The following is a 22487-nucleotide window of genomic DNA, read 5'->3' on the forward strand; positions in this document are numbered from 1 at the left end:
ACGGCGCCTCAAACGGTCGAAGCGAGCGCCGCTCGCCGGCTCAGGGTGCGCGCGCTGACGAAGGCGCCGAAGGGGAGCATGGCGGCGATGAGGAGCTTGATCATCTCGCCCCGCGACCAGCCGCCGGCCGCCACCATCCGGACCAGCATCCAGAGATAGGTCAGGAAAGCGAGACCGTGGATCGGCCCGATCGCCCGCACGGCATCAGGAAAATCGGCGAAATGCTTCAGCGGCACGGCCACGAAGAGCAGGAGGATCAGCGTGCCTCCCTCAACGAGGCAGGCTATCCGCATCCGCAGCATCTGCCGGCGATCCTCCATATCGGATCCCACATCGGTTTCCGGCGCCATCATCCGACATCCTTCAGGACTTTCTCCACGCTGGCGAGCCGGCCCTCGATCTGCGTGACGCTGCCCCGGATCGAAGCCAGGGTCGCGGTCAGTTCCTCCTGCGCCTTGAGCGTCCGTTCGGCAAGGTCGCGATATGCGGCGTCGCCGGCGATCTGCATCCGGGCCCGGCGGGCGGATGAGACATACTTCATCGCGAAAATCAGAAGGATCGTGACGAGGACGAGGATCGTGACGAGAAGGAAATAGGATTCTTTGCCGATCATCGGAGGCTCCTTCAGGAGGCGGAATTTCTGGTGGTTGCGGTCAGGGAAGACGCGGCCGCGGCGATCACCGCAGGCGTCAGTTCAATCGCGAATGAGGCGACTTCGAAGAAATTGAGGGCTTTCCCATCGGACGAGACCTCAAGCCGGCTGGTGACGAGACCCGCCTCCTCAAGTTTCCGCAAATGGAGGTGCAGAAGCGGACGGCTGATGCCGATCTCCCGCGCCAACTGGCTGACATAGGTTCGCCCCATGACGCTCAGCGTCGCGACGATCCGCAGCCGGTGCGGGTTCGCCAGCGCCGACAGCATCTCAAGCAATTGGTCGCCGCTACGGGTCATGTCCGCTCCGCCTTTTACCAGTAATATTTTTCTTACAGGTTAATCGCCCAACCCGTCAAGAAAAACTGATAGGTGGAAGATTTCTCTTTCAAAATTGATTTGACCGTCCGCGCCCGAGGTGAGGCGGCACGCATACGCTTGCCCCGCGTGCGTGTGGCACGCCGGCCTGAGGTTGATGGTGGCCGAAGGTGACCGGGACAACCGACGAGCGGCCCGACGGGAATGGTCCTCGAACGCGAACCCTGTCGAGCGATGGCGTCCGCACGCCGCAAGCCGAGAGGGGCAGAGCCGACAGAAGCGGAGCCGACATCACCGCCCATCACCATATGGACGGCGGATTCTCTTACCGCCCCAGCTCCCGCATCGCCCCGTCCAGCCCCTCCAGCGTCAGCGGGAACATCCGCCCGCCCATCAGGCGCTGGAGCAGGCGGGTGCTTTCCGTATAGTCCCAATATCGCGGCGCCGCCGGATTCAGCCACACCGCCTTGGCATAGACCGACAGCAGGCGCTGCATCCACACCTGCCCGGCCTCCTCGTTCCAATGCTCGACGCTGCCGCCGGGATAAAGGATCTCGTAGGGGCTCATGGCGGCGTCACCAACGAAGACCAGCTTGTAGTCGGCGGGATAGGTGCGCAGCACGTCCCAGGTCGGGATGCGCTCGGCATGGCGCCGCGCGTTGTCGCGCCAGACACCCTCATAGACGCAGTTGTGGAAATAGAAATGTTCGAGATGCTTGAACTCGCCGCGCGCGGCGGAGAACAGCTCCTCGACCAGACGGATATGGTCGTCCATCGAGCCGCCGACATCGAGGAACAGCAGCACCTTGATCGTGTTGTGGCGCTCCGGCACCATCTTCAGGTCGAGCCAGCCGGCGTTGTTGGCGGTGGCGCGGATGGTGCCGGGCAAATCCAGCTCGCTGGCCGCCCCGCTGCGGGCGAATTTGCGCAGGCGGCGCAGGGCAACCTTGATGTTGCGGGTGCCGATCTCGACCCGGTCGTCGAAATTGCGGAACTCGCGGCGGTCCCACACCTTCACCGCGCGGCGGTGGCGGCTCTCCCGCTGGCCGATGCGCACCCCCTCCGGGTTGTAGCCATAGGCGCCGAAGGGCGAGGTGCCGGCGGTGCCGATCCATTTGGAGCCGCCCTGATGCCGGCCCTTCTGCTCGGCCAGGCGCTGGGCCAGCGTCTCCATCAGCTTGTCCCAGCCGCCGAGCGCCTGGACCCGCGCCTTCTCCTCCTCGGTCAGGAAGCGTTCGGCCAGCTTGCGCAGCCACTCCTCCGGCAGGTCGGTGACGGGGATTTCCTCCTTCGAGGGGGTGTCATCGGTCAGGCCGTCGAAGGTGGCGGCGAAGACGCGGTCGAAGCGGTCGAGATTGCGTTCGTCCTTAACCAGACATGCACGACTGAGATAATAGAACTCCTCGACGCGGAAGGACGCCGTGCCCCGCTTCATGGCCTCCATGAGGGTCAGATACTCCGTCAGCGAGACGGGGATGCCGGCCTTGCGCAGATCGAAGAAGAAAGTCGTGAACATGGGCGCGATCCTTGGCGTGGGGTGTCCCCGGACCGAGGATAATGCAATGCCCCAGCCGAGAGAACAGCATGAGCCCGCCAAACGCCTCCCTGCCCGGCGCCCCCCTTCTCGATTTCGCCCGTGCGCTGGATTTCGCCGCGCACAAGCACATCGACCAGCGCCGCAAGGGCGTGCGCGCCGAACCCTATGTCAACCACCTGTCGGAGGTCGCCCTGCTGGTGGCCCAGGCGACCGAAGGCAAGGATGCGGTGGTGGTGATCGCGGCGTTGCTGCACGACACGCTGGAGGACACCGACGCCAGCTATGAGGAGATCGAGCAGCTGTTCGGCGTCGAGGTCGTGCAGGTGGTGGCCGAGACCACCGACGACAAGCGCATGTCGAAGGCCGAGCGCAAGCAGCGCCAGATCGACGCCGCCCCCCACGCCTCGCGCCGGGCCAAGCTGGTGAAGCTGGCCGACAAGGTGTCGAACCTGCGCTCGATGGCGCACAGCCCGCCCGCCGACTGGCCGCTGTCGCGCAAGGTCGAGTATTTCGAATGGGCCCATGCGGTGGTCGCCGGCCTGCGCGGCGTCGACGCCCGGCTGGAGGCCCTGTTCGACCGCGCCTATCACGACGGGCTGGCGGAGCTGCGCGGGCAGAACGGTTGAGGCCGGAGACGGATATGGCCGGGGGCGATTGACATCGCGCAATGCGGCTTCATCACGGAAGGCTTATGGAGAAGGGACGATGCCGACGCCACCCGTGCCGCTGACGGCCGAGGAAAGATGCCATGTCCCTTCGCCAAGAAGACACCACCCTCACCCGCCGCCCCGCCCCCTCCGGCGGACAGGCGGCCCAGCCCCATGCCGAACCGCATGAGGAGCCGGGACGCCACTGGTTCATCAACCGGCCCAAGGTCTATGCCGCCGACGTGAAGGGGCGCTTCCGCCAGATCAAGTGGGCCGCCCTGATCCTCCTGCTGGCGATCTACTACGTCACGCCGTGGTTGCGCTGGGAACGCGGGCCGGGCATCCCGGATCAGGCGGTGCTGATCGACATGGTCGGGCGCCGCGCCTATTTCCTGTGGATCGAGATCTGGCCGCAGGAGGTCTATTACCTGACCGGTCTCTTGATCCTCGGCGCCTTCGGCATCTTCTTCGCCACCACGCTGGCCGGGCGCATCTGGTGCGGCTACGCCTGCCCGCAGACGGTGTGGACCGACCTGTTCATGTGGGTCGAGCGCAAGATCGAGGGGCCGCGCACCACCCGCATCCGGCTGGACAAGGCGCCGATGACCGGTGCGAAGCTGGTGCGCAAGACCGCCAAGCATGCCGCCTGGATCCTGATCTCGCTGCTGACCGGCGGGGCCTGGGTGTTCTACTTCAACGACGCGCCGACGCTGATGGGCGAGCTGCTGCACGGGCGGATCACCAGCGGGGTGGCGACCTTCATCGCGCTGTTCAGCTTCACCACCTATTTCTTCGCCGGCTGGGCGCGCGAACAGATCTGCATCTATGTCTGCCCGTGGCGCAGCTTCCAGTCGGCGATGGTCGACGAGGACACCTTCCTGGTCACCTATGAGGATTGGCGCGGCGAGGGCCGCGGGCCGCTGCGCAAGTCGCAGAGCTGGGACGACCGGCGGGCGGCGGGGCTGGGCGACTGCATCGACTGCAAGCAATGCGTCCATGTCTGCCCGACCGGCACCGACATCCGCGAGGGCCAGCAGATCTCCTGCATCGGCTGCGGCCTGTGCGTCGACGCCTGCAACGACGTGATGGCGCAGATCGGCCGTCCGCTCGACCTCGTGCGCTTCGACACCCAGTCCAACCAGATCGCCAAGATCGACGGCAAGCCGGAACGGGTGAAGCTGATCCGGCCGCGCACGGTGATCTATTCGCTGATCATGCTGATCGTCGTCTGCGCCATGGGCATCGCCCTGCTGCTGCGCCCGACGCTGGACGTCAGCGTGCTGCGCGACCGCGCCCCGCTGTTCGTCACCCTGTCCGACGGGTCGGTGCAGAACGCCTACACCATCAAGCTGCTGAACAAGACCCACATCGCCCGCAGCTATGTCGTGACCGTCGACGGGCTGCGCGACGCCCATCTGTCGGTGGTCGGCGAAAGCGGGGCCGGCGACACCGGGACGGGCGCTCCGGCGGCCGGTGGCGGCAGCCTCACCCTGAAGGCGGAGGCCGATTCGGTGGCGACCTACCGCGTGTTCGTCAAGGTTCCGGCGGCGGCGGTGAAGTCGGGCTCGACCGACGTGGCGGTGATCGCCAGGGAACAGGCCAGCGGCGAAGCCGGCCGCCACGCCAGCGTGTTCATGGCGCCGTAGCCTGGGACAGGGTCATCCCCCCTCTCCGCAGGGGCGAGGGGGGATGGTGTTCTTCATTGCGCCTGGACCAGTTCGCCGTGGCGGGCGCAAGCGGCCTCGGCCAGTTCGACGAAGGCGTCGGTCACCTGGTCCGGCTGGGCGACCTTGGTCGGATCCTCGCCGGGGAAGGCCTGGGTGCGCAGCTTGCTCGCCACGATGCCGGGGTCGATCAGGTTGACGCGCAGGCTGGAGCCGGCGACCTCCATCGCGTAGGTCTTCACGATCATCTCCAGCGCCGCCTTGCTGGCGCCATAGGGCATCCAGTAATGCTGCGGCGCCTGGGCGGCGGCCGACGTGACGTAGATCGCCCGCCCGCTGCCCGACGCGCGCAGCAGCGGATCCATCGAACGGATCAGCCGGTAGTTGGCGGTGACGTTCAGGTCCATCACCCGCGACCACAGCTTCGGATCATACTGGGCGACCGGCCCCAGAGCCTCCAGCGCGCCGGCATTGCCGACCACCACGTCGAGCTTGCCGAAACGCTGGTAGAGCGCGTGGCCGAGCTGGTCGATCTTGTCATAGTCGCGCAGATCCATCGGCACCAGCGTCGCCGACTGGCCGGAGATCTTCTGGATGGCGTCGTCGGTCTCCTCCAGCCCGCCGACGGTGCGGGCGACCAGGACCAGATGGGCGCCTTCGGCGGCGAAGCGCTTGGCGACGGCGGCGCCGATGCCGCGCGACGCGCCGGTGACGAGAGCGATGCGGCCGGACAGACGGGACATGGGGACGGCTCGTTTCCTGGATTATTGTTCGTTCACATAGGAAAAACCCTCTTCCGGGGAGGAAGAGGGTTTTGGTCGGTCAGGCGCGGACGGGGACGTTCGCCTCGGTCGGCGGGCTTTCCAGCGCATCGGTCAGCGGGATCGGGTAGTCGCCGGTGAAGCAGGCGTCGCAATAGCCGAGCCTCGCCGGGTCGCGCCTCTCCTCGCCCATGGCGCGATAGAGGCCGTCGAGCGAGATGAAGGCGAGGCTGTCGGCCTGGATGAAGTCGCGCATCTGCTCCACCGTCATGCGGTGGGCCAGCAGCTTGCCCTGTTCCGGCGTGTCGATGCCGTAGAAGCAGGGATGCGAGGTCGGCGGGCTGGAGATGCGCATATGCACCTCCTTGGCCCCGGCGGCGCGCACCATCTCGACGATCTTCTTGGAGGTGGTGCCGCGCACGATCGAATCATCGACCAGCACGACGCGCTTGCCCTCGATCATCGCGCGGTTGGCGTTGTGCTTCAGCTTCACGCCGAGATGGCGGATCTGGTCGGTCGGCTCGATGAAGGTGCGGCCGACATAATGGTTGCGGATGATGCCGAGGTCGAAAGGCACCCCGGCCTCCTGGGCGTAGCCCAGCGCCGCCGGCACGCCGCTGTCCGGCACCGGCACGATGACGTCGGCGGGGACCCCGGCCTCGCGCGCCAGCTCGCGGCCGATGCGCTGGCGGGCCTGATAGACGGAGGTGCCCTCCATCACGCTGTCGGGACGGGCGAAGTAGATGTACTCGAAGATGCAGAGCCGGCGCTGCTGCGGCTGGAACGGGTGCAGGCTGTGCAGGCCGTCGCCGTCGATGACGATCATCTCGCCCGGCTCGACGTCGCGGACATAATCGGCGCCGACGATGTCGAAGGCGCAGGTCTCGCTGGCCAGGATGTAGGTGTCGCCCAGCTTGCCCAGCACCAGCGGCCGGACGCCGAGCGCGTCGCGCACGCCGATGACCTCCTTGGAGGTCAGCGCCACCAGGGAGAAGGCGCCCTCGACCTGCCGCACCGCCTCGATCAGCCGGTCGACCGGCGAGCCGCCGCGGGCGGTCGCCATCAGATGGACGATCACCTCGGTGTCGGTGGAGGACTGGAACAGGCAGCCGCGGCGCACGAGCTGGCGGCGCAGGGTCTGCGCGTTGGTCAGGTTGCCGTTGTGGGCCAGCGCGAAACCGCCGAACTCGAAATCGGCATAGAGCGGCTGGACGTTGCGGATCGAGGTGTCGCCGGTGGTGGCGTAGCGCACATGGCCGATGGCGCTGGCGCCCTTCAGCTTGGCGATGATCGCCTCGGAGCTGAAATGGTCACCGACCAGCCCCAGCGTGTGCTGGAGATGGAAGCGGCCGCCGTCGAAGCTGACGATGCCCGCCGCCTCCTGCCCGCGGTGCTGCAAGGCATGCAGGCCCAGCGCCGTGATGGCGCCCGCCTGCGGGTTGCCGTAGATGCCGAACACGCCGCACTCCTCGCGCAGCTTGTCGTCGTCGAACGGATGCGTCGTCAGCATCACCAGAAGTCCTTCGTCCAGGAGGCGCCGGAGGGCGCGTCAGCACATGCAACGGAAAAAAACCACGGTCCACAAACGTCAATCGCGCCAAGAACCGAGCGGTCAAGCTCAGCGGGCGTTGTTCTGCATCAGCCTTTCAAGGTCGGCGCGGTCGCGGTCCTTATAACCGGTATCGGGCGCCTGCGCACCCCCGGTCTTCGCGGGGCTGGGCACCGGCGTCGACAGACGGTCGAGCGCCTGCTTGGCCTCCATCGCCTGTTTCGCGCGCTCGCGCGCCATGTCCATCTGGCCGAGCCCCTCCTTGCGCAAAGTCTCCGGGACGAAGGCATAGAGCGTCTCCGCCCCCATCGCCAGGAAGGGCCGGGTCTTCGCCTCCCGCAACCAGACCGGCTGTTCCTCGGGCTTCGGCACCAGCCACAGGAAGAACAGGTAGGCGATGGAGACCAGAACCGCCCCCTTCACCAGCCCGAAGACGAAGCCCAGCGTACGGTCCAGCGCCGACAGGGCCGAGTTCTGCACCCCGCGCGACAGGCTGCGCCCGACAAGCGTCAGCACGACCAGCGCGACGACGAACACCCCGACCGCCGAGACGGCATAGGCCAGCATCTCGAAGCGGATATAGATCTGCGCATAGGGAAGCACATGGGGCAGCGCGTAGAGCGTGATGACCGATGCGCCGGCCCAGGCGGCGACCGACACCACCTCCGCCACCATGCCGCGGCTGAAGGCGAGCAGCGCGGCCAGAAGCAGCACGGCGATGACGACGGCGTCCACCGGATTGACGGGAAGATTGTCCATGACCCTATGCCGATTGCTCTGCCAGTGAAGGGGGTGGTCGGAATCAGATATACTCGTCGTCGCGCCAGCGGCGCGTGTCGTTGTCGTCATGGGGCCGCCGTGACGGCGGACGGCCGGATGCCCCCTGCGGCTGGAACAGCGGCATCAGCTCGCCCAACTGCTGGAGTTCGACCGTCTTCAGCCCGTTGTCGCCGCGGCCGCCCTTCCCGCCGGCACGGCGCGCCGGGAAGATGGCGGAGGAGAAGCCGAGCTTCGCCGCCTCCTTCAGCCTCGTGTCGCTCTGGCCGACGGCGCGGACCTCGCCCGACAGGCCGATCTCGCCGAACACCACGGCATCGGCCGGCACCGGCTCCCCGGTCAGGGAGGAGACCAGCGCCGCGGCGACGGCGAGGTCGGCGGCGGGTTCGGTGATGCGCAGGCCGCCGGCCACATTCAGATAGACGTCGTTGGCGCCGATCTGCACGCCACAGCGCGCCTCCAGCACCGCCAGCACCATGGCGAGGCGGGCGGAATCCCAGCCGACCACCGCGCGGCGCGGCGTGCCGAGCGGCGACGGCGCGACCAGCGCCTGCACCTCGACCAGGACGGGGCGCGTGCCCTCCATCCCGGCGAAGACCGCCGCACCCGACACGTCGCCGCGCCGTTCGGCGAGGAACAGGGCCGACGGGTTGGCGACCTCGCCCAGACCACCGTCGCCCATCTCGAACACGCCGATCTCGTCGGTCGGGCCGAAGCGGTTCTTCACCGCGCGCAGGATGCGGAACTGGTGGCCGCGCTCGCCCTCGAAATACAGAACCGTGTCCACCATGTGCTCCAGCACGCGGGGACCGGCGATCATGCCTTCCTTGGTGACGTGTCCGACCAGCAACAGCACGACGCCGCGCCGCTTGGCGACGCGGATCAGTTCCTGCGCGCTGGCGCGGACCTGGGCGACGGTGCCGGGGGCGCTGTCCAGATTGTCCATATACATGGTCTGGATCGAATCGATGACGATCACCTCCGGCCCCCTGGCCTCGTCCAGCGAGGCGACGATGTCGCGCACGCTGGTGGCCGACGCGAGATCGACCGGGGCCGACGCGCAGCCGAGACGCTGGGCGCGCAGCCGCACCTGATCCACCGCCTCCTCGCCCGAGACATAGGCGCAGCGGTGGTCCTGCGACAGCCGGGCCATCGCCTGGAGCAGAAGGGTCGATTTGCCGATGCCGGGATCGCCGCCGATCAGGATGGCCGAGCCGGGAACCAGCCCGCCGCCGCACACGCGGTCGAACTCGGCGATGCCGGTCATGCGGCGCGGCGGCGCCTCGCTGGAGCCATGCAGGCCGACGAAATCGATGCGCCGCCCGCGGGCGGCGCCCAGCCCCTTGGGCGCGCTGTCGGGTGCCGCCTCCTCGACGAGGCTGTTCCATTCGCCGCAGGCGTCGCACTTTCCCGCCCATTTGGGGAAGGAGGCGCCGCAGGCCTGGCAGACATATCGGGTGGTGGGCTTCGCCAAAGGTCTTAGGGTCCGGGCTGTCCAAGGCTGCGCATCATATAGCAAGCCCCCTCCCGGATTCCTATGACATCGGACGAACTCCCGCCCCGCCTCACCAGTACCAGTAATGATAGACGGTGGTGGTGTTCAGTTCGCGCACATAGGCGGCCTGCGCCCAATAGGCCATGGTCTGGGCCGACTGCTCCGCCAGTCTCCGGCGATAGTCCTGCTCCTCCCGCTCCCGGCGCACCGCCTCCTCCAGCAGCTTGCCCGCCTCGCGGTCGCCCTTCTGGGCGGCGAGCGACAGCCAGGTCTTGGCCTCGGTGAAATCCTGCCCCATGGTGTCGAGCCCGGTCAGATAGAGCCGGCCGACCGCGGTCTGCGCCTTGACGTTGCCGTTGCCGCCGGCATGGCGCATCCACTCCAGCGCGCCGGACAGGTCGCGCGGGACGCCGTCGCCATGGAAGGTCAGCAGGGCCAGATTATACTGGGCATCAGCGACTCCCTGTTCGGCGGCGATGGTGAACCAGCGGGCCGCCTGGGCGCTGTCCCTGGGCAACCCGTCGCCGGTCAGCGCCATCACGCCGAGCGCGTTCGCGGCGAGCGGTTGCCGGGCCGAAGCGGCGGCGGTCAGATAGTGCAAGGCCAGTTGGCGGTCGCGCGGGACACCCCGGCCGCTGCGGTACATCTCGCCCAGGCGATAGGCCGCCCAGCCATGGCCGCCATCGGCCGCCTGACGGAACCAGCGGGCGGCGGTCTCCGCGCTCTTGGCCCCGCCGGTGCCGGACAGGGCGGCCATGCCCAGCTTGTAGGCGGCGACGACATCGCCCGACGCGGCGGCGGCCTGGAGATCGGCCCGGCTTTCCCCGGCATAGGCATCGGGATCGCGTGGCGGACTGGCGCGCGGGTCGTCCTGGGGGACGAATGTCTGGACGGAGGCGTCCTGGATCGAACAATCGCCGCCGGTGCAGATGCGCACGGTCTGGCGCTGCTGCGGCGCGGAAACGCATCCGGCCAGCAGGACGCCCAGCAGGACGGCGACAGGCAGGACGGTGACGGGTTGGGCGGTGACAGGTCGGGCGTTTTTGGACTTGGCCGTCTTGAGCATGGAGCGGCACCCCGAAGCGAAAATCCATGGAAGGATCAGCAAAGGCATGACACGGCGATCCGGGCCGGCGGATGGGAGGTCGTCACCCCCATCCGCCGGCCCGGCGCCGGTCTTCGGCAGGAAAACAGGCGGGAGGATCGGCGGGATCAGTTGCCGACCTTCATCGTGCCGCCCTTGCCCAGGCCGCCACGGACATTCTGCGCCTTATAGTTCTTCAGCGAGATGACCATGTCGTTGTAGGCGTTCACGAAGGAGATGACGGTGGTCTTGCCCGCCGGGGTCCTGGTATAGCCGCCGAGCGCGCCGCCGGCGCTGGGGCCGAGTGCCCCGAGCATCGCGCCGAAATCGGTCGCGTCGGCGGTGCCGGTGGAGATGCCGATCTGCACCTGCGAGCGGATGTCGAACAGCGACAGCGTGGTCGTGGCGCTCTTGGTGGACAGGGTGCCGCCGAGCGCGGAGCCCACCGATCCGAGCAGCGCGCCGCCGATGGCGCCGCCGATGGCGCCCGTGTTCGATTCGCTGAAGACGATCGCCGGTTCCATCCAGTAATCGGCGGCGACGCGCTGGCCCTTCTCCTGCTTGGAGCCGGCGCGGAATTCGCCGTTGCGCTGGGTGTTGGTGATCTTGTCCATCCGCGAGGTCTGGCGGCTGTTGCCCATCGACGTGATGACGAAGCAGTTGGACTGCGCCACCACCAGACGGATCAGCGGCTCCAGCGTCGTGACCTGGGTGGCGGTGGTGAAGGGGCCCCACCACGCCTCCTCCCGGCCATCGTCGATCGCCAGCGTACCGAGCGGCTCGCCGCAGCGCTGCATGTTCTCCTGCGCCCCGACGCTGGTGGCGCCGGCGGCGGCCCCGGTCGGTCCCTGGCCGCCGCCGGTCTGGCAGCCGGCGACGGTCAACACGCACAGTGAAAGCAGAGCAGCCTTGCTTACGGATCCCGACACTTTTGTCCCCTCTGTACAGTTACAGTTCAAAATCCTGATCGGAATTGGCGCGCGCCATTCATGTTATTATCTATGGGCCAAATGTTATCTGACCTTTGGCGCGGCCACCCCAGTAACACCCAACCTACCATAACCAGAAGTATTTGATCCGCCATTTTTTCCATGAGGTTTTATACATAAAATTGGTTATGACGAATGGATATAGGTGAACATTTGTTGTAACTTTTTTGAAGTTACTTGAGGCATGGCTGCCGCCCGCGAGCGCCCGGCGCATGGCGCCTGCCATCCGGACGCGGATGTGATATGGATCGGCGACGACTGATCGAGCGGGAGACGGGTTTCGTGGCAGACAGTGACCAGCGGCGCATCGTGCTGCATGGCCCGGAGGGATTCGAGGCGCTGCGCAAGGCCTGCCGGCTGGCGGCCGAGACGCTGGATTACATCACGCCCTTCGTGGTGCCGGGCGTCAGCACCGGACGGCTCGACAGGCTGATCGAGGCGTTCCAGCGCGACCGCGGCGGCATCCCGGCGACGCTGGGGTACCATGGCTATCCGGCGTGCAGCTGCATCTCGCCGAACCATGTCGTCAACCACGGCATCCCCAGCGACGACAAGAAGCTGGTGGACGGCGACATCGTCAATATCGACGTCACGGTCATCCTGGACGGCTGGTACGGCGACAGCAGCCGCATGTATCTCGTCGGCGAGAAGGTCGGGGTGAAGGCGCGCAAGCTGGTCGATCTGACCTGGCGCTGCATGATGGCCGGCATCGCCCAGGCCAGGCCAGGCAACCGGCTGGGCGACATCGGCCATGCCATCCAGACGATGGCCGAGGCGGCGCGCTGCTCCGTCGTGCGCGATTTCGGCGGGCATGGCATCGGGCAGGTCTTCCACGACGCGCCCCATGTCGATCATTTCGGCAAGCCCGGCACCGGTGTCGAGCTGCGCCCCGGCATGGTCTTCACGGTGGAGCCGATGATCAATGCCGGGCGGCCGGAGGTGAAGACCCTGTCCGACGGCTGGACCACGGTCACCCGCGACCGCTCGCTGTCGGCCCAGTTCGAGCACCAGATCGGCATCACCGAGGATGGCTGCGAGATCTTCACCCTCTCGCCCGCCGGCTTCACCAAGCCGCCCTATGGAGCCGCCGCATGAGCGACGAACGCAAGCATGACGAGCTCGAGCCGTGGGAGGTGCTGGGCAGCCGCGAGCTGCTCGACGCCAGCCCCTATCTGAAGGTGCGGGCGGAGACGGTGCGGCTGCCGGACGGAAGGACGGTGGAGAGCTTCTACCAGCTCGACCAGCCCGACTATGCGCTGATGTATGTCGAGACCGAGGCCGGCGAGATCGTGATGCTGCGCACCTACAAGCATGGGCCGCGCCGTGTCAGCCTGACCTTCCCCGCCGGCGCCATCGAACCCGGCGAGGAGCCGCTGGCCGCCGCCAGGCGCGAGCTGCTGGAGGAGACCGGCTATGCCGCCGACGACTGGACGGCGCTGGGCGGCTTCGTCGTCGGGGCGAATGCCAGGGGCAGCACCTGCCACATGTTCCACGCCAAGGGCGCCCGCAAGGTGGCGGAGCCCGATCACGGCGATCTGGAGGACATGCGGATCGAGCTGCACAGCGCCCGCGCGCTGATCGACGCGGCGGCGCGTGGCGATTACGCCCTCTTGCCGGTGATCGCCATGCTGGGGGCGATGCTGCTGCCCGAACTGCGCGAGGGGCTGGGCATGGCGGCGCGGGCGAGGGCGGTGTAGAAAGGAAGCTGGACTTTCACCGACCAGGGGGCGGTCATGGCACTGCGCAAGCAAAGCCGAATGACACTCGACGAGTTCCTGGCCTGGGAGGAGCGGCAGGACAGCCGGCATGAACTCCTCCAGGGCGAGATCGTCGCCATGGTTGGCGGCACAGTCGCCCACAACCAGATCTCCGGTAACATCTACGTGGCCTTGCGGGCGGCGTTGCGCGGAACGCCATGCCGGGTGTTCCAGGAGACCATGCGGATTCTGGTCGACGGATCGGTGTTCTACCCCGATGTTTTCGTCACCTGCGCCAGGGTGGACGACCGTGACCGGCTGGCGACCGAGCCGACGGTGATCGTCGAGGTGCTGTCGGACAGCACGTCGAGCTACGACCATACCACCAAGAACGCCGCTTACCGCACCTTGCCGTCGCTGACCCAATATGTGCTGGTTCATCAGCGCGTGGCGGTGATCGAAAGTTTCCGGCGAACGGGCGACGGCTGGACGCACGAGCTGCTGTCTGGGCGGGACGGTGCGCTGACGATCCCGGCGCTGGAGGTGATGCTGCCGCTGGCGGCGATCTATGAGGACACGCGGGTGTCCTTCGACCTGACCATCCTCACGGGCGAGAGCGACGATGCCTGACCAGAGCCTGAGCGCCGAACGGCTGATCGAGCTGCTGGGGTTGCGGCCGCATCCTGAGGGTGGCCTCTACGCCGAGACCTACCGCGCGGCGGGGGATGGCGGGCGTGGAGCGGTGACGGCGATCTATTTCCTGCTGCGGGCCGGCGAACGGTCGCACTGGCATACCGTGGATGCCGTGGAGATCTGGCTCTGGCACGGCGGCGCGCCGCTGGAGCTGTCGGTTCATCAGGAGGGCGGCGCCGTCGAGCGTCTCCGGCTGGGAATGGACATCGCCGGCGGCGAACGGCCGCAGGCGGTGGTCCCGGTCGGGGCGTGGCAGGCGGCGCGCAGCCTCGGCGACTGGTCGCTGGTCAGCTGCGCCGTGGCGCCGGCCTTCGAGTTCGCCGGCTTCCGGATGGCGCCGGAGGGATGGGAGCCGGGGGAAGACGCATGAGGGACGGATGACGGCCCCCTCTCCCCCGGAGGGGAGAGGGGAGCTCGAACTCAATCCTCGGCGTACGGGTTCTTGCCCTTGCGCAGCAGCAGGCGCACCGGAACGCCCGGCATGTCGAAGCTCTCGCGCAGATGGGTCGTCAGATAGCGCTGGTAGCTTTCCGGCAGGTCCAGCGGCTTGTTGACGAAGAGCGCGAAGGTCGGCGGACGGGTCTTCACCTGGGTGACGTAGCGGATCTTCACCCGGCGGCCCTCGACCAGGGGCGGCGGATGGTGTTCGAGAACGCCCTCGATCCAGCGGTTCAGCTGGGCGGTGGGGATGCGGCGGTTCCAGACCGTGTAGGTCTCCAGCACGCCGTCCAGCAGCGTTTCGAGCTTGTGGCCCTTCAACGCCGAGATGGTGACGACCGTCACCCCCTTGATGTAGCCGAGCGCGGCCTGGAGCTTGTCCTCGACCTGACGCAGCGCCATGGCGCGGTCATCGACCGTGTCCCACTTGTTGACGGCGATCACCAGGGCGCGCCCCTCCGAGATCACCAGACGGGCGATGGTCAGGTCCTGCTTGTCGAGGATGGCGCCGGCATCGACCACCAGCACCACGACATTGGCCATGCGGATGACGCGCAGGCTGTCGGCGACCGCCAGCTTTTCGACCTTCTCATCGACGCGGGCGCGGCGGCGCATGCCGGCGGTGTCGACCAGCTTGAAGCGGCGGTCGCGCCATTCCCAATCCACCGTGATGGCGTCGCGGGTCATGCCGGCCTCGGGCCCGGTCAGCACCCGCTCCTCGCCGAGCAGGCTGTTGAGCAGGGTCGATTTGCCGACATTCGGACGGCCGACGATGGCGATCTGGATCGGCTTGCTGAGGTCCTCCTCCGGCTCCGGCTGGTCGCCGACCGGGATGGAGGGATCGAAGCCGTCGTCCCTCTCCTCCGCCTCGCCGGCCTCCTCGGCCGGGGCGTAGGGCAGCAGCGCCTCGACCAGATCGGCCATGCCCTCGCCATGCTCGGCGGACAGCGGAATCGGGTCGCCCAGGCCGAGCTCATAGGCCTCGAACATGCCGGGCTGCCCCGCCCTGCCCTCGGTCTTGTTGGCGACCAGCAGGACCGGCGTCTTGCCCCGGCGCAGCAGGTTGGCGAAATGGCGGTCCAGCGGGGTGACCCCGGCGCGGGCGTCGATGATGAACAGCGCCACGTCGGCGCGGGCGAGCGCCTGCTCGGTCTGGCGGCGCATGCGCGCCTCCAGGCTGTCGTCGGTCACGTCCTCCAGCCCGGCGGTGTCGACGACGGTGAAGGACAGGCCGCCGACATGGGCCGGGGCCGAGCGCCAGTCACGGGTGACGCCCGGCGTATCGTCCACCAGGGCCAGCTTCTTGCCGGCCAGACGGTTGAAGAGGGTCGATTTGCCGACATTCGGCCGACCGACGAGGACCACGGTGAACGACATGGGGCCAAAGGCCTTTCACAACAGACGGAGGAAATCCGCGATCAACGGAACGCGACGAGCGTTCCGTTGTCGCACAGCACATAGAGAGTGTTGTTGGCAACGACCGGAGACAAGTAGGCGGCGGCGGGAAGCGAGCGCGTCACCTCCACCTTGCCGTCCGTCGGCGACAGGCCGAGCAGCTGGCCGTTGGAGCCGGCGACCCACAGGCGGTTGCCCGCCAGCACCGGGCCGGACCAGACGATCGGGCCGGTCTTGTCCTCCGGATCCTTGAAGCGGGCGAGCGGCGACACCCAGCGGATCTTGCCGTTCTGGCGCGCCACCGCGACGACCTCCTGGTCGTTGGTGACGGCGAAGAGATAATCGCCGGCCAGCCAGAGGGTGTTGACGCCGCCGATCTCGGTTTCCCAGATGCGGGCGCCGACACGCTCGTCGATGGCGACCATGCGGCCGGAATGGCCGATGGCATAGACGGCGCCGCGATCGATCACCGGCAGGCCGCGGATGTCGGCCAGATTGCTGAGCGCGCCGCTGCGGCGGATGTTGGCGAGGCTCTCCTGCCAGGCGACGCGGCCATTCTCCGGACGCAGGCCGAACAGCTCGCCCGAGGAATAGGGGGCGACGACCAGCGTGCCGGTGGCCGCCGGGCTGGCGGCGCCGAGCAGGCCGGCGGTCTCCAGGATGCCCTGGTGCGACCATTGGACCGCACCGTCGGTGGCGGACAGCGCGATGGTCTGGTTGTCGAGCGTGATCACCATCACACGACCGCCGGCGACCGTCGGCGCCCCGCGGACCGGGCCGGCGATGCGCTTGCGCCACAGCACCTTGCCGCTGCCGGCATCGAGCGACAGCACCTCGGCGAAGCCGGTGGCGGCATAGACGCGGCCATCGGCATAGGCGACGCCGCCGCCGGTGGCGCCGCCGCGCTCGTTCTCCGGCCGGGTGTCGACCCGCCACAAGGACTGGCCGCCGCGCTCGTTCAGGGCTGTGACATGCGACTCGGCGTCCATGGCGAAGATGCGGCCGTCGGCGATCACCGGCGTACCGAGCAGGGCGCGCGAACTGCTGGAGCCCGACCCGATGTCGGCGCGCCAGGCGTCGGACGGGCTGGCCGACAAAGCGAGGTTGCCCAGCGCATGCTCGGTCGTGCCGCCGGGCTGCGCCCAGGCGGCGTTGACGGTCTGCGGCGGCACGGCGACGGCGGTGGCGGCGAGCTGGGCGTCCGGCTCCACCTTGCGCTCGCGCTGGAGGACGGCGATGCGCTTGCCCGGCAGGGCCGGATCGGGCGTCTTGCCGAACCAGCTGTCCACCGTGTCGCAGCCGGCGAGGAGGACGGACAGCAGCGAGGCCGACAGCAGCGCCGCGCGGCGGATGGAGCCGGCCTTCACGATCTTCGTGGTCTTGTCGGTCGTCATGTCGGGGGTCATGGCCCTGCGTCAGCCCTTGCCGTAGAGGGAGGCGAGATCGGCGGCGCGGCCGCGCACGCCCGACGGCGCCAGCTGGTCGTCCGCCAGCTGCTTGTAGAGGGTGCGCGCCTTCTCGGTGTCTCCGGAGCGGGCGGCCAGCATCGCCGTCAGCTCACGCGCGGTGAAGCGCCAGGGGCTGGTCTCGGCGGTCAGCGGCAGCAGCTTCGCGGTCAACTGGGCGGCGTCGCCGTCGCCGGCGCGCTGCATCACCGCCAGCAGGGTGGCGAGGTCGCGGTATTCGACGGGCACCGAGCCATGGCCGGCGATGCCGTCATAGACGGTCGCGGCGTCGGCCGGCTTGCCCTGGCGGATCAGCAGGGCGGCGGCGTTGAACTGGGCGAGGGCGGCGAGGCTGGGATCAGCGGAGCCGGCGAAGGCGGCCAGCGCCTCGATCCCCTTTTCCGGCCCCTGCCCGCTCTGCGAGATGGCGGTGACCAGGGCGACCGTCTGCTCCTGCCTCTTCTGCGCCTGCCAGTTGCGCCAGAAGCTGTAGCCGGCGGTACCGGCGACCACCAGCACGGCGGCGGCGATCATGGCGCCGCCATATCTCTTGAACAGGTGCTCCGCGCGGTCCCGGCGCAGATCCTCGTCGACTTCGCGGAAAATATCGCTCATGGCGCTGCGGTGGCGTCCTTGCGGTGGCGGCTTCGCGCACGGCCCGGATGGCGGCGCGGGTCAGGCGGGACCGCTCCGGCCGGTTCGACGGCCGGAGGATCCCACAAGATCAAGAGGGGCGGATAGCATCGGGCACCCGCCCGGTCAAGTGACTCCCGCTCGGCGACCTATCGCAGCAGCCCCCTCAGGCGGTACAGCTCCTCCAAGGCCTGGCGGGGGGTCAGGCTGTCGGGGTCGATGCCGGAGAGCGCCTCCTCCACCGGCGACGGGCCGGCGGGGATGGGCTCCGCAGCCGTGGCCGTGGGCGCCGGGCGCTTCAGCGCGGCGCTGAACAGCGGCAGATCCTCGGCCAGCCGGTGGATGGTCGCGTTCTGGTCGCCCGATTCCAGCAGCTTCAGCACCTCGTCGGCCCGCCCGACCACCGCCGCCGGCAGGCCCGCCAGCTTGGCGACATGGATGCCGTAGCTGCGGTCGGCCGCCCCCGCCGTCACCTCGTGCAGGAAGACGACGTCGCCCTGCCATTCCTTGATCCGCATGGTGTGGCAGGACAAGGCCGGCAGCTTGGACGCCAGCATCGTCAGCTCATGATAGTGCGTGGCGAACAGCGCCCGGCAGCGGTTCACGTCATGCAGATGCTCGACGCAGGCCCAGGCGATCGACAGCCCGTCGAAGGTGGCGGTGCCGCGCCCGATCTCGTCGAGGATCACCAGGGCGCGGGAGCCCGACTGGTTGAGGATCGCCGCCGTCTCCACCATCTCCACCATGAAGGTGGAGCGCCCGCGCGCCAGATCGTCGGCGGCGCCGACGCGGCTGTAGAGCCGGTCCACCACCCCGATATGGGCGCGTTCCGCCGGCACGAAGCCGCCCATCTGCGCCAGCACCGCGATCAGCGCGTTCTGGCGCAGGAAGGTGGATTTGCCCGCCATGTTGGGGCCGGTCAGCAGCCACAGCCGGTTTTCGGGAGCCAGATCGCAATCGTTGGCGACGAACGGCCCGCCATGGGCGGCGTCGAGCACCGCCTCCACCACCGGATGCCGGCCGCCGACGATCGTGAAGGCGAGGCTGTCATCGACCAGCGGCCGGCTGTAGCGCCGCTCCTCCGCCAGTTCGGCCAGCGAGGTGGCGACGTCGAGCGCCGCCAACGCGTGGGCCGCCTGGGCGATGGCGTCGGCCTTCGCCGCCACCGCCTCGACCAGACCGGCGAACAGCTCCAGCTCCACCGCCAGCGCCCGGTCGGCGGCCTCGGAGATGCGGCGCTCCAGATCCGACAGCTCCACCGTGCCGAAGCGCACGGCGTTGGCCATGGTCTGGCGGTGCATGAAGACCTCGCGGGCCTTGTCCGACATCAGCTTGTCGGCATGGGCGGCGGTGACCTCGATGTGATAGCCCAGCACATTGTTGTGCTTGACCTTCAGCGACGGCACCCCGGCGATCTCGGCGTATTTGCTCTGCAACCCGGCGATCAGCCGCCGGCTCTCGTCGCGCAGCGTCACCAGCTCGTCGAGCGCATAGCTGTAGTCGCGGGCGATGAAGCCGCCGTCGCGGGCCAGCAGCGGCAGCTCCGGCGCCAGCGCCTGGGTCAACTGGTCCACCAGCTCGGCATGGGCGCCCAGCCGCTTGTCGAGCGCCGCCAGCCCGTCGGGCAGCGGCATGGCCGCGGCCAGCAGCCCGCGGATCAGGCCGGCCTGCCGCAGACCGTCGCGGACCGCCGCCAGATCGCGCGGCCCCCCGCGCCCCAGCGTCAGCCGCGACAGCGCCCGCTCCAGATCCGGGCAGCCGCGCAGGGCGTGGCGCAGCTCGCCGCGCAGCCGCTCCCCGGCCAGGGCGAACTCCACCATGTCGAGCCGGCGGCCGATGGCGGCGGGATCGGTCAAGGGGGCGGCGAGATGGGCGCAGAGCAGCCGGGCCCCGGCCCCGGTCACCGTGCGGTCGATGGTGGCGAGCAGGCTGCCGCGCCGCTCCCCGGCCAGCGTGCGGGTCAGTTCCAGATTGCGGGCGGTCGAGGCGTCGATCTCCATCACCGCGCCCGGCCCCAGCCGGCGCGGCGGCGACAGCCGGGGCACGCGCCCCTTCTGCGTCAGCTCGACATAGCCGACCAGGGCGCCGGCCGCCGCGACCTCCGCCCGCGTGAAGCTGCCGAAGGCGTCCAGCGTGCCGACCCCATAGAGCGCCAGCAGGCGCTGCCGGCCATTCTCGCTGTCGAACCGCGGGGTGGGCTGGATGGTCAGCCGCGATTTCCACTCCGCCCACAGCTCGAACAGCTCCGGCGCCTGACTCAGCTTCTCCGAGACCAGCACCTCCTGCGGGTCGAGCCGGCCGAAGGCGGCGCCCAACCCGCCGCGCTCCACCGGCTGCACCACCAGCTCGCCGGTGGACATCTCCAGCCAGGCCAGCCCCAGCCCGCCGGCCGTCTCCGCCACCGCCGCCAGCCAGTTGGAGGAACGGGCGTCGAGCAGGCTGTCCTCGGTCAGGGTGCCGGGGGTGACGATGCGGATGACGCCGCGCTTCACCACCGACTTGGCACCGCGCTTCTTCGCCTCCGCCGGGTCCTCCATCTGCTCGCAGATGGCGACGCGGAAGCCCTGGCGGATCAGGCGTTGCAGGTAATTCTCGTGGGAATGCACCGGCACGCCGCACATCGGGATGTCCTCGCCCAGATGCTGGCCGCGCTTGGTCAGCGCGATGTCGAGCGCGGCGGCGGCGTTCACCGCGTCCTCGAAGAACATCTCGTAGAAGTCGCCCATGCGGTAGAACAGCAGGCAGTCGGGATGCGCCTGCTTGATCTCCAGATACTGCGCCATCATCGGCGTGGCGTCGGGCGGAATGACGATTTCTGCGCTGTCGGACACGAGGGGAACCACGGGGTGTTGGATGGGGGGCGTTGGCGGCGCGCACCCTATCACGGGAGAAGCGGCCGGGGGATAGCCGGGATGGCCCGCCATGGGACAATGGGACGCGCACCAACGCCCCCGGCCATTCTCCCGTCGCGGTTGACGCGGACTTGCCGCCGGTCGCTACAATGACGCGGGCGTCCCGCCTGACGGCCGTCCTGACGGCGGACGGGCGGACCCGCGCGATCGGACGAACTCCGACCTGAAAAATAGGGAGACGGCCACCATGACGCAAATGACCGAGAAGACCGTGCCGGCGGAGGTGCGGGAGGTCGTTGCCCTCTTCTCCACCCGCGCCGGCTTCGACCAGGCGGTCGACACGCTGCTGGCGGCCGGTTTCGACCGTGCCGACCTGTCGGTGCTGGCCAGCCACACCTCGCTGGAGGCGGCGGAAACCAAGAGCAAGCCGCGGGACGAGGCGTTGACCGGACTGGTGGGCGAGCTGAAATACGCCTTCCCCCTGACCACCGCCGGCCTGATCGCCATCGTCGGCGGCCCGATCGAGGCGGCGCTGGCCGCACTGGTCGCCGCCGGTGTCGGCGGTGTCGCCATCAAGGATTATCTGGACGAGCTGACCAGCCACCCCAAGCCCGACGAGTTCACCCGCGCGCTGGAGGCCGGCGGCGTCATCCTGTGGGTCCGGGTCGAAACGGCGGAGGAGGAGGAGCGCGCCACGGCCCTGCTGGAGCGCGAAGGCGGCGGCAACGTGCATGTGAGCGTGCGCGAGGCGTAGGCGGGCGGGCCGGCGGAGAGGGGGCGTCAGGCGCTCAGATTCATCACGGCGCCGCGCTTGGCGTCCTGGCCGGTGAGCTTCCGCTTCAGCTCCTCCGCGATCTCCTTCTCCACCGCCTCGCGCTTTTCCGGCGGCATCGACTGCAAATCCTTCTCCGTCATCTTGTGACGGGCGAGCCAGTCGTCGCGGATGCGCTCGGCCGGCGTCTTCTTCGCCTCGGCGAGGAAGGCGTCGGCGGTACCGCCGACGCCGGATGGGGTGCCGACCGACGGCGCGCTGGTCCCCCAGCCCCTGCGGGTTGTGGACGATTGGACGGCCGCATAGGCGGATCCATAGCCGGAAACCTGCATCGCTCTGTCCCCATCATCGGGAAAGCCATCGCCCGGCAACCGCGTGCCGGGACGGGGAGCATCGATGCAATTTTCACGCTAACCAGGAAATCCTTCCATTTCAGAGGGTTGCCGGAGAGTAACGGAGGAAGCGCCCCTCCGGCGGAAAAAATCGCCGGCACGTTCCTGCCGACCGGCAGGTATGGAAGCGTTAGGCCGCCACCCGGACGGCGACGCGCCGCTCCACCATCCGCAATCCCCGCAGCTTGTATTGCGCTTGGACGATCGACGCCCACCCCATGCGGATCAGCGTGAGCTTCACCCCGTCCGATATGTCATCGCCGGTGACAAGGTCGGTCACCTGCCGCATCAGCGCATCGTCCACCGAGCGTGGGAACAGGGCCGCGACCCGCAGCAGACGCGCCATCAGCGCCTCGGTCGTCTGCACGCCCAGTCCGCGTTCCGCCAACGTCAGCGCGTCGTTCAGCGCCGCCAGCTCCCGCCGCCCCTTCACCGTCGCCATGATCCGCCCCTCCGCATGCCCCGTCCGCCACGTCCACACCGTGACATCCACAATCATGGCGCGAGAAAGACGGGCTGGCTGTGACGGCCGTCACAGCCCCCGACATGACCGCCCTTCCGGGCGCGCCCGTGGGCGGCCCTGGCATTCCATCGTTGGCGTGCTACCTGTTGGCTTTACCGCTATAGTGTGACCGCAGCGGCAATCATCCCCCATCGCCGCGAGATCGCCGCCCCAGTAGCCGCCCCAGTAGCCGAGG

At 68.6% G+C, this 22487-nt stretch carries 23 protein-coding genes; 7 read left to right on the plus strand and 16 right to left on the minus strand.

Translation table 11 applies throughout. From position 1 onward, the window contains the following. Positions 1 to 8: 8 nt before the first annotated feature. The 4 genes from AZL_RS08940 to AZL_RS08955 all read right to left on the minus strand — a co-directional run bounded on the left by AZL_RS08940 (position 9) and on the right by AZL_RS08955 (position 2485). Positions 9 to 353 carry a DUF3817 domain-containing protein gene (locus AZL_RS08940; RefSeq protein WP_012974306.1) on the minus strand — a complete coding sequence of 115 codons (345 nt, stop codon included), beginning with the start codon at positions 351 to 353 and terminating at the stop codon, positions 9 to 11. Continuing rightward, positions 350 to 613, minus strand: a complete 264-nt coding sequence (locus AZL_RS08945; protein ID WP_012974307.1) for a hypothetical protein — start codon at positions 611 to 613, stop codon at positions 350 to 352. The genes AZL_RS08940 and AZL_RS08945 overlap by 4 nt, the downstream gene beginning before the upstream one ends. Before the next feature lie 11 nt (positions 614 to 624). After that, on the minus strand, positions 625 to 951 hold the full coding sequence (locus tag AZL_RS08950) for an ArsR/SmtB family transcription factor (RefSeq protein WP_012974308.1): 327 nt from the start codon (positions 949 to 951) through the stop codon (positions 625 to 627). Between the two features lie 343 nt (positions 952 to 1294). Further along, complete coding sequence (locus AZL_RS08955) at positions 1295 to 2485, minus strand: vWA domain-containing protein (protein WP_012974309.1); 1191 nt, start codon at positions 2483 to 2485, stop codon at positions 1295 to 1297. A gap of 68 nt (positions 2486 to 2553) precedes the next feature. On the opposite strand from AZL_RS08955, the gene AZL_RS08960 reads away from it, so the two are divergent. Together AZL_RS08960 and ccoG are read left to right on the plus strand one after the other, a co-directional pair. After that, complete coding sequence (locus AZL_RS08960) at positions 2554 to 3132, plus strand: HD domain-containing protein (RefSeq protein WP_012974310.1); 579 nt, start codon at positions 2554 to 2556, stop codon at positions 3130 to 3132. A 122-nt stretch (positions 3133 to 3254) separates the two neighbouring features. Next, positions 3255 to 4799 (plus strand): cytochrome c oxidase accessory protein CcoG, encoded by a 1545-nt coding sequence (ccoG, locus tag AZL_RS08965; RefSeq protein ID WP_012974311.1) that lies wholly within the window; start codon positions 3255 to 3257, stop codon positions 4797 to 4799. Between the two features lie 53 nt (positions 4800 to 4852). On the opposite strand, the gene AZL_RS08970 is transcribed toward ccoG, so the two are convergent. The 6 genes from AZL_RS08970 to AZL_RS08995 all read right to left on the minus strand — a co-directional run bounded on the left by AZL_RS08970 (position 4853) and on the right by AZL_RS08995 (position 11412). Continuing rightward, positions 4853 to 5560 carry an SDR family NAD(P)-dependent oxidoreductase gene (locus AZL_RS08970; protein ID WP_012974312.1) on the minus strand — a complete coding sequence of 236 codons (708 nt, stop codon included), beginning with the start codon at positions 5558 to 5560 and terminating at the stop codon, positions 4853 to 4855. Between the two features lie 79 nt (positions 5561 to 5639). Further along, a complete protein-coding gene (gene purF / locus AZL_RS08975) occupies positions 5640 to 7088 on the minus strand; it encodes an amidophosphoribosyltransferase (RefSeq protein WP_042442850.1) in 1449 nt (482 codons plus the stop codon). A gap of 108 nt (positions 7089 to 7196) precedes the next feature. Continuing rightward, on the minus strand, positions 7197 to 7886 hold the full coding sequence (locus tag AZL_RS08980) for a CvpA family protein (protein WP_012974314.1): 690 nt from the start codon (positions 7884 to 7886) through the stop codon (positions 7197 to 7199). Positions 7887 to 7929: 43 nt separating this feature from the next. Then, the gene (radA, locus tag AZL_RS08985) at positions 7930 to 9378 is read right to left on the minus strand and encodes a DNA repair protein RadA (protein ID WP_012974315.1); all 1449 of its coding nucleotides are present in this window, start codon (positions 9376 to 9378) and stop codon (positions 7930 to 7932) included. A gap of 91 nt (positions 9379 to 9469) precedes the next feature. Continuing rightward, a complete protein-coding gene (locus tag AZL_RS33335; protein ID WP_052293651.1) occupies positions 9470 to 10465 on the minus strand; it encodes a tetratricopeptide repeat protein in 996 nt (331 codons plus the stop codon). A gap of 146 nt (positions 10466 to 10611) precedes the next feature. Next, positions 10612 to 11412 carry a hypothetical protein gene (locus AZL_RS08995; protein WP_012974317.1) on the minus strand — a complete coding sequence of 267 codons (801 nt, stop codon included), beginning with the start codon at positions 11410 to 11412 and terminating at the stop codon, positions 10612 to 10614. 303 nt (positions 11413 to 11715) lie between these two features. On the opposite strand from AZL_RS08995, the gene map reads away from it, so the two are divergent. From map to AZL_RS09015, 4 genes are read left to right on the plus strand one after another with little or no spacing between them, the layout of a single operon-like run. Next, positions 11716 to 12567: a type I methionyl aminopeptidase gene (gene map, locus AZL_RS09000; protein ID WP_012974318.1), complete on the plus strand. Its 852-nt coding sequence runs from the start codon at positions 11716 to 11718 to the stop codon at positions 12565 to 12567. Further along, positions 12564 to 13169, plus strand: a complete 606-nt coding sequence (locus tag AZL_RS09005) for an NUDIX hydrolase (RefSeq protein WP_012974319.1) — start codon at positions 12564 to 12566, stop codon at positions 13167 to 13169. The genes map and AZL_RS09005 overlap by 4 nt, the downstream gene beginning before the upstream one ends. 36 nt (positions 13170 to 13205) lie before the next feature. Continuing rightward, complete coding sequence (locus AZL_RS09010) at positions 13206 to 13799, plus strand: Uma2 family endonuclease (protein WP_012974320.1); 594 nt, start codon at positions 13206 to 13208, stop codon at positions 13797 to 13799. Beyond that, positions 13792 to 14232, plus strand: a complete 441-nt coding sequence (locus AZL_RS09015; RefSeq protein ID WP_012974321.1) for a cupin domain-containing protein — start codon at positions 13792 to 13794, stop codon at positions 14230 to 14232. Before AZL_RS09010 ends, AZL_RS09015 begins: the two co-directional genes overlap by 8 nt. Before the next feature lie 50 nt (positions 14233 to 14282). On the opposite strand, the gene der is transcribed toward AZL_RS09015, so the two are convergent. From der to mutS, 4 genes are all read right to left on the minus strand, one after another. Next, positions 14283 to 15677: a ribosome biogenesis GTPase Der gene (gene der / locus AZL_RS09020; protein ID WP_012974322.1), complete on the minus strand. Its 1395-nt coding sequence runs from the start codon at positions 15675 to 15677 to the stop codon at positions 14283 to 14285. Between the two features lie 41 nt (positions 15678 to 15718). Beyond that, positions 15719 to 17089: a PQQ-binding-like beta-propeller repeat protein gene (locus AZL_RS09025; protein WP_173380476.1), complete on the minus strand. Its 1371-nt coding sequence runs from the start codon at positions 17087 to 17089 to the stop codon at positions 15719 to 15721. Positions 17090 to 17110: 21 nt separating this feature from the next. Then, complete coding sequence (locus AZL_RS09030) at positions 17111 to 17755, minus strand: tetratricopeptide repeat protein (RefSeq protein ID WP_012974324.1); 645 nt, start codon at positions 17753 to 17755, stop codon at positions 17111 to 17113. A gap of 167 nt (positions 17756 to 17922) precedes the next feature. Next, positions 17923 to 20559 carry a DNA mismatch repair protein MutS gene (gene mutS, locus AZL_RS09035; RefSeq protein WP_052293652.1) on the minus strand — a complete coding sequence of 879 codons (2637 nt, stop codon included), beginning with the start codon at positions 20557 to 20559 and terminating at the stop codon, positions 17923 to 17925. 313 nt (positions 20560 to 20872) lie between these two features. On the opposite strand from mutS, the gene AZL_RS09040 reads away from it, so the two are divergent. Beyond that, entirely contained in the window at positions 20873 to 21379 is a 507-nt protein-coding gene (locus tag AZL_RS09040) for a hypothetical protein (RefSeq protein ID WP_012974326.1), read from the plus strand. A gap of 26 nt (positions 21380 to 21405) precedes the next feature. Here the strand turns inward: AZL_RS09040 and AZL_RS33340 are convergent, their stop codons facing one another. Both AZL_RS33340 and AZL_RS09050 read right to left on the minus strand, forming a co-directional pair. Continuing rightward, positions 21406 to 21729, minus strand: a complete 324-nt coding sequence (locus AZL_RS33340; protein ID WP_012974327.1) for a hypothetical protein — start codon at positions 21727 to 21729, stop codon at positions 21406 to 21408. 190 nt (positions 21730 to 21919) lie between these two features. After that, complete coding sequence (locus AZL_RS09050) at positions 21920 to 22231, minus strand: hypothetical protein (RefSeq protein ID WP_148219264.1); 312 nt, start codon at positions 22229 to 22231, stop codon at positions 21920 to 21922. Positions 22232 to 22487 lie beyond the last annotated feature (256 nt).

Source organism: Azospirillum sp. B510 (genome assembly GCF_000010725.1).
Taxonomy (GTDB): Bacteria; Pseudomonadota; Alphaproteobacteria; order Azospirillales; family Azospirillaceae; genus Azospirillum; species Azospirillum lipoferum_B.

Excerpts from the sequence above, each read along its gene's own strand:
- AZL_RS08940 (WP_012974306.1), bottom strand. The coding sequence starts at position 353 with ATGATGGCGCCGGAAACCGATGTGGGATCCGATATGGAGGATCGCCGG.
- AZL_RS08945 (WP_012974307.1), bottom strand. The coding sequence starts at position 613 with ATGATCGGCAAAGAATCCTATTTCCTTCTCGTCACGATCCTCGTCCTC.
- AZL_RS08950 (WP_012974308.1), bottom strand. The coding sequence starts at position 951 with ATGACCCGTAGCGGCGACCAATTGCTTGAGATGCTGTCGGCGCTGGCG.
- AZL_RS08955 (WP_012974309.1), bottom strand. The coding sequence starts at position 2,485 with ATGTTCACGACTTTCTTCTTCGATCTGCGCAAGGCCGGCATCCCCGTC.
- AZL_RS08960 (WP_012974310.1), top strand. The coding sequence starts at position 2,554 with ATGAGCCCGCCAAACGCCTCCCTGCCCGGCGCCCCCCTTCTCGATTTC.
- ccoG (WP_012974311.1), top strand. The coding sequence starts at position 3,255 with ATGTCCCTTCGCCAAGAAGACACCACCCTCACCCGCCGCCCCGCCCCC.
- AZL_RS08970 (WP_012974312.1), bottom strand. The coding sequence starts at position 5,560 with ATGTCCCGTCTGTCCGGCCGCATCGCTCTCGTCACCGGCGCGTCGCGC.
- purF (WP_042442850.1), bottom strand. The coding sequence starts at position 7,088 with ATGCTGACGACGCATCCGTTCGACGACGACAAGCTGCGCGAGGAGTGC.
- AZL_RS08980 (WP_012974314.1), bottom strand. The coding sequence starts at position 7,886 with ATGGACAATCTTCCCGTCAATCCGGTGGACGCCGTCGTCATCGCCGTG.
- AZL_RS33335 (WP_052293651.1), bottom strand. The coding sequence starts at position 10,465 with ATGCTCAAGACGGCCAAGTCCAAAAACGCCCGACCTGTCACCGCCCAA.
- map (WP_012974318.1), top strand. The coding sequence starts at position 11,716 with ATGGATCGGCGACGACTGATCGAGCGGGAGACGGGTTTCGTGGCAGAC.
- AZL_RS09005 (WP_012974319.1), top strand. The coding sequence starts at position 12,564 with ATGAGCGACGAACGCAAGCATGACGAGCTCGAGCCGTGGGAGGTGCTG.
- AZL_RS09010 (WP_012974320.1), top strand. The coding sequence starts at position 13,206 with ATGGCACTGCGCAAGCAAAGCCGAATGACACTCGACGAGTTCCTGGCC.
- AZL_RS09015 (WP_012974321.1), top strand. The coding sequence starts at position 13,792 with ATGCCTGACCAGAGCCTGAGCGCCGAACGGCTGATCGAGCTGCTGGGG.
- der (WP_012974322.1), bottom strand. The coding sequence starts at position 15,677 with ATGTCGTTCACCGTGGTCCTCGTCGGTCGGCCGAATGTCGGCAAATCG.
- AZL_RS09025 (WP_173380476.1), bottom strand. The coding sequence starts at position 17,089 with ATGACGACCGACAAGACCACGAAGATCGTGAAGGCCGGCTCCATCCGC.
- AZL_RS09030 (WP_012974324.1), bottom strand. The coding sequence starts at position 17,755 with ATGAGCGATATTTTCCGCGAAGTCGACGAGGATCTGCGCCGGGACCGC.
- mutS (WP_052293652.1), bottom strand. The coding sequence starts at position 20,559 with ATGATGGCGCAGTATCTGGAGATCAAGCAGGCGCATCCCGACTGCCTG.
- AZL_RS09040 (WP_012974326.1), top strand. The coding sequence starts at position 20,873 with ATGACGCAAATGACCGAGAAGACCGTGCCGGCGGAGGTGCGGGAGGTC.
- AZL_RS33340 (WP_012974327.1), bottom strand. The coding sequence starts at position 21,729 with ATGCAGGTTTCCGGCTATGGATCCGCCTATGCGGCCGTCCAATCGTCC.
- AZL_RS09050 (WP_148219264.1), bottom strand. The coding sequence starts at position 22,231 with ATGGCGACGGTGAAGGGGCGGCGGGAGCTGGCGGCGCTGAACGACGCG.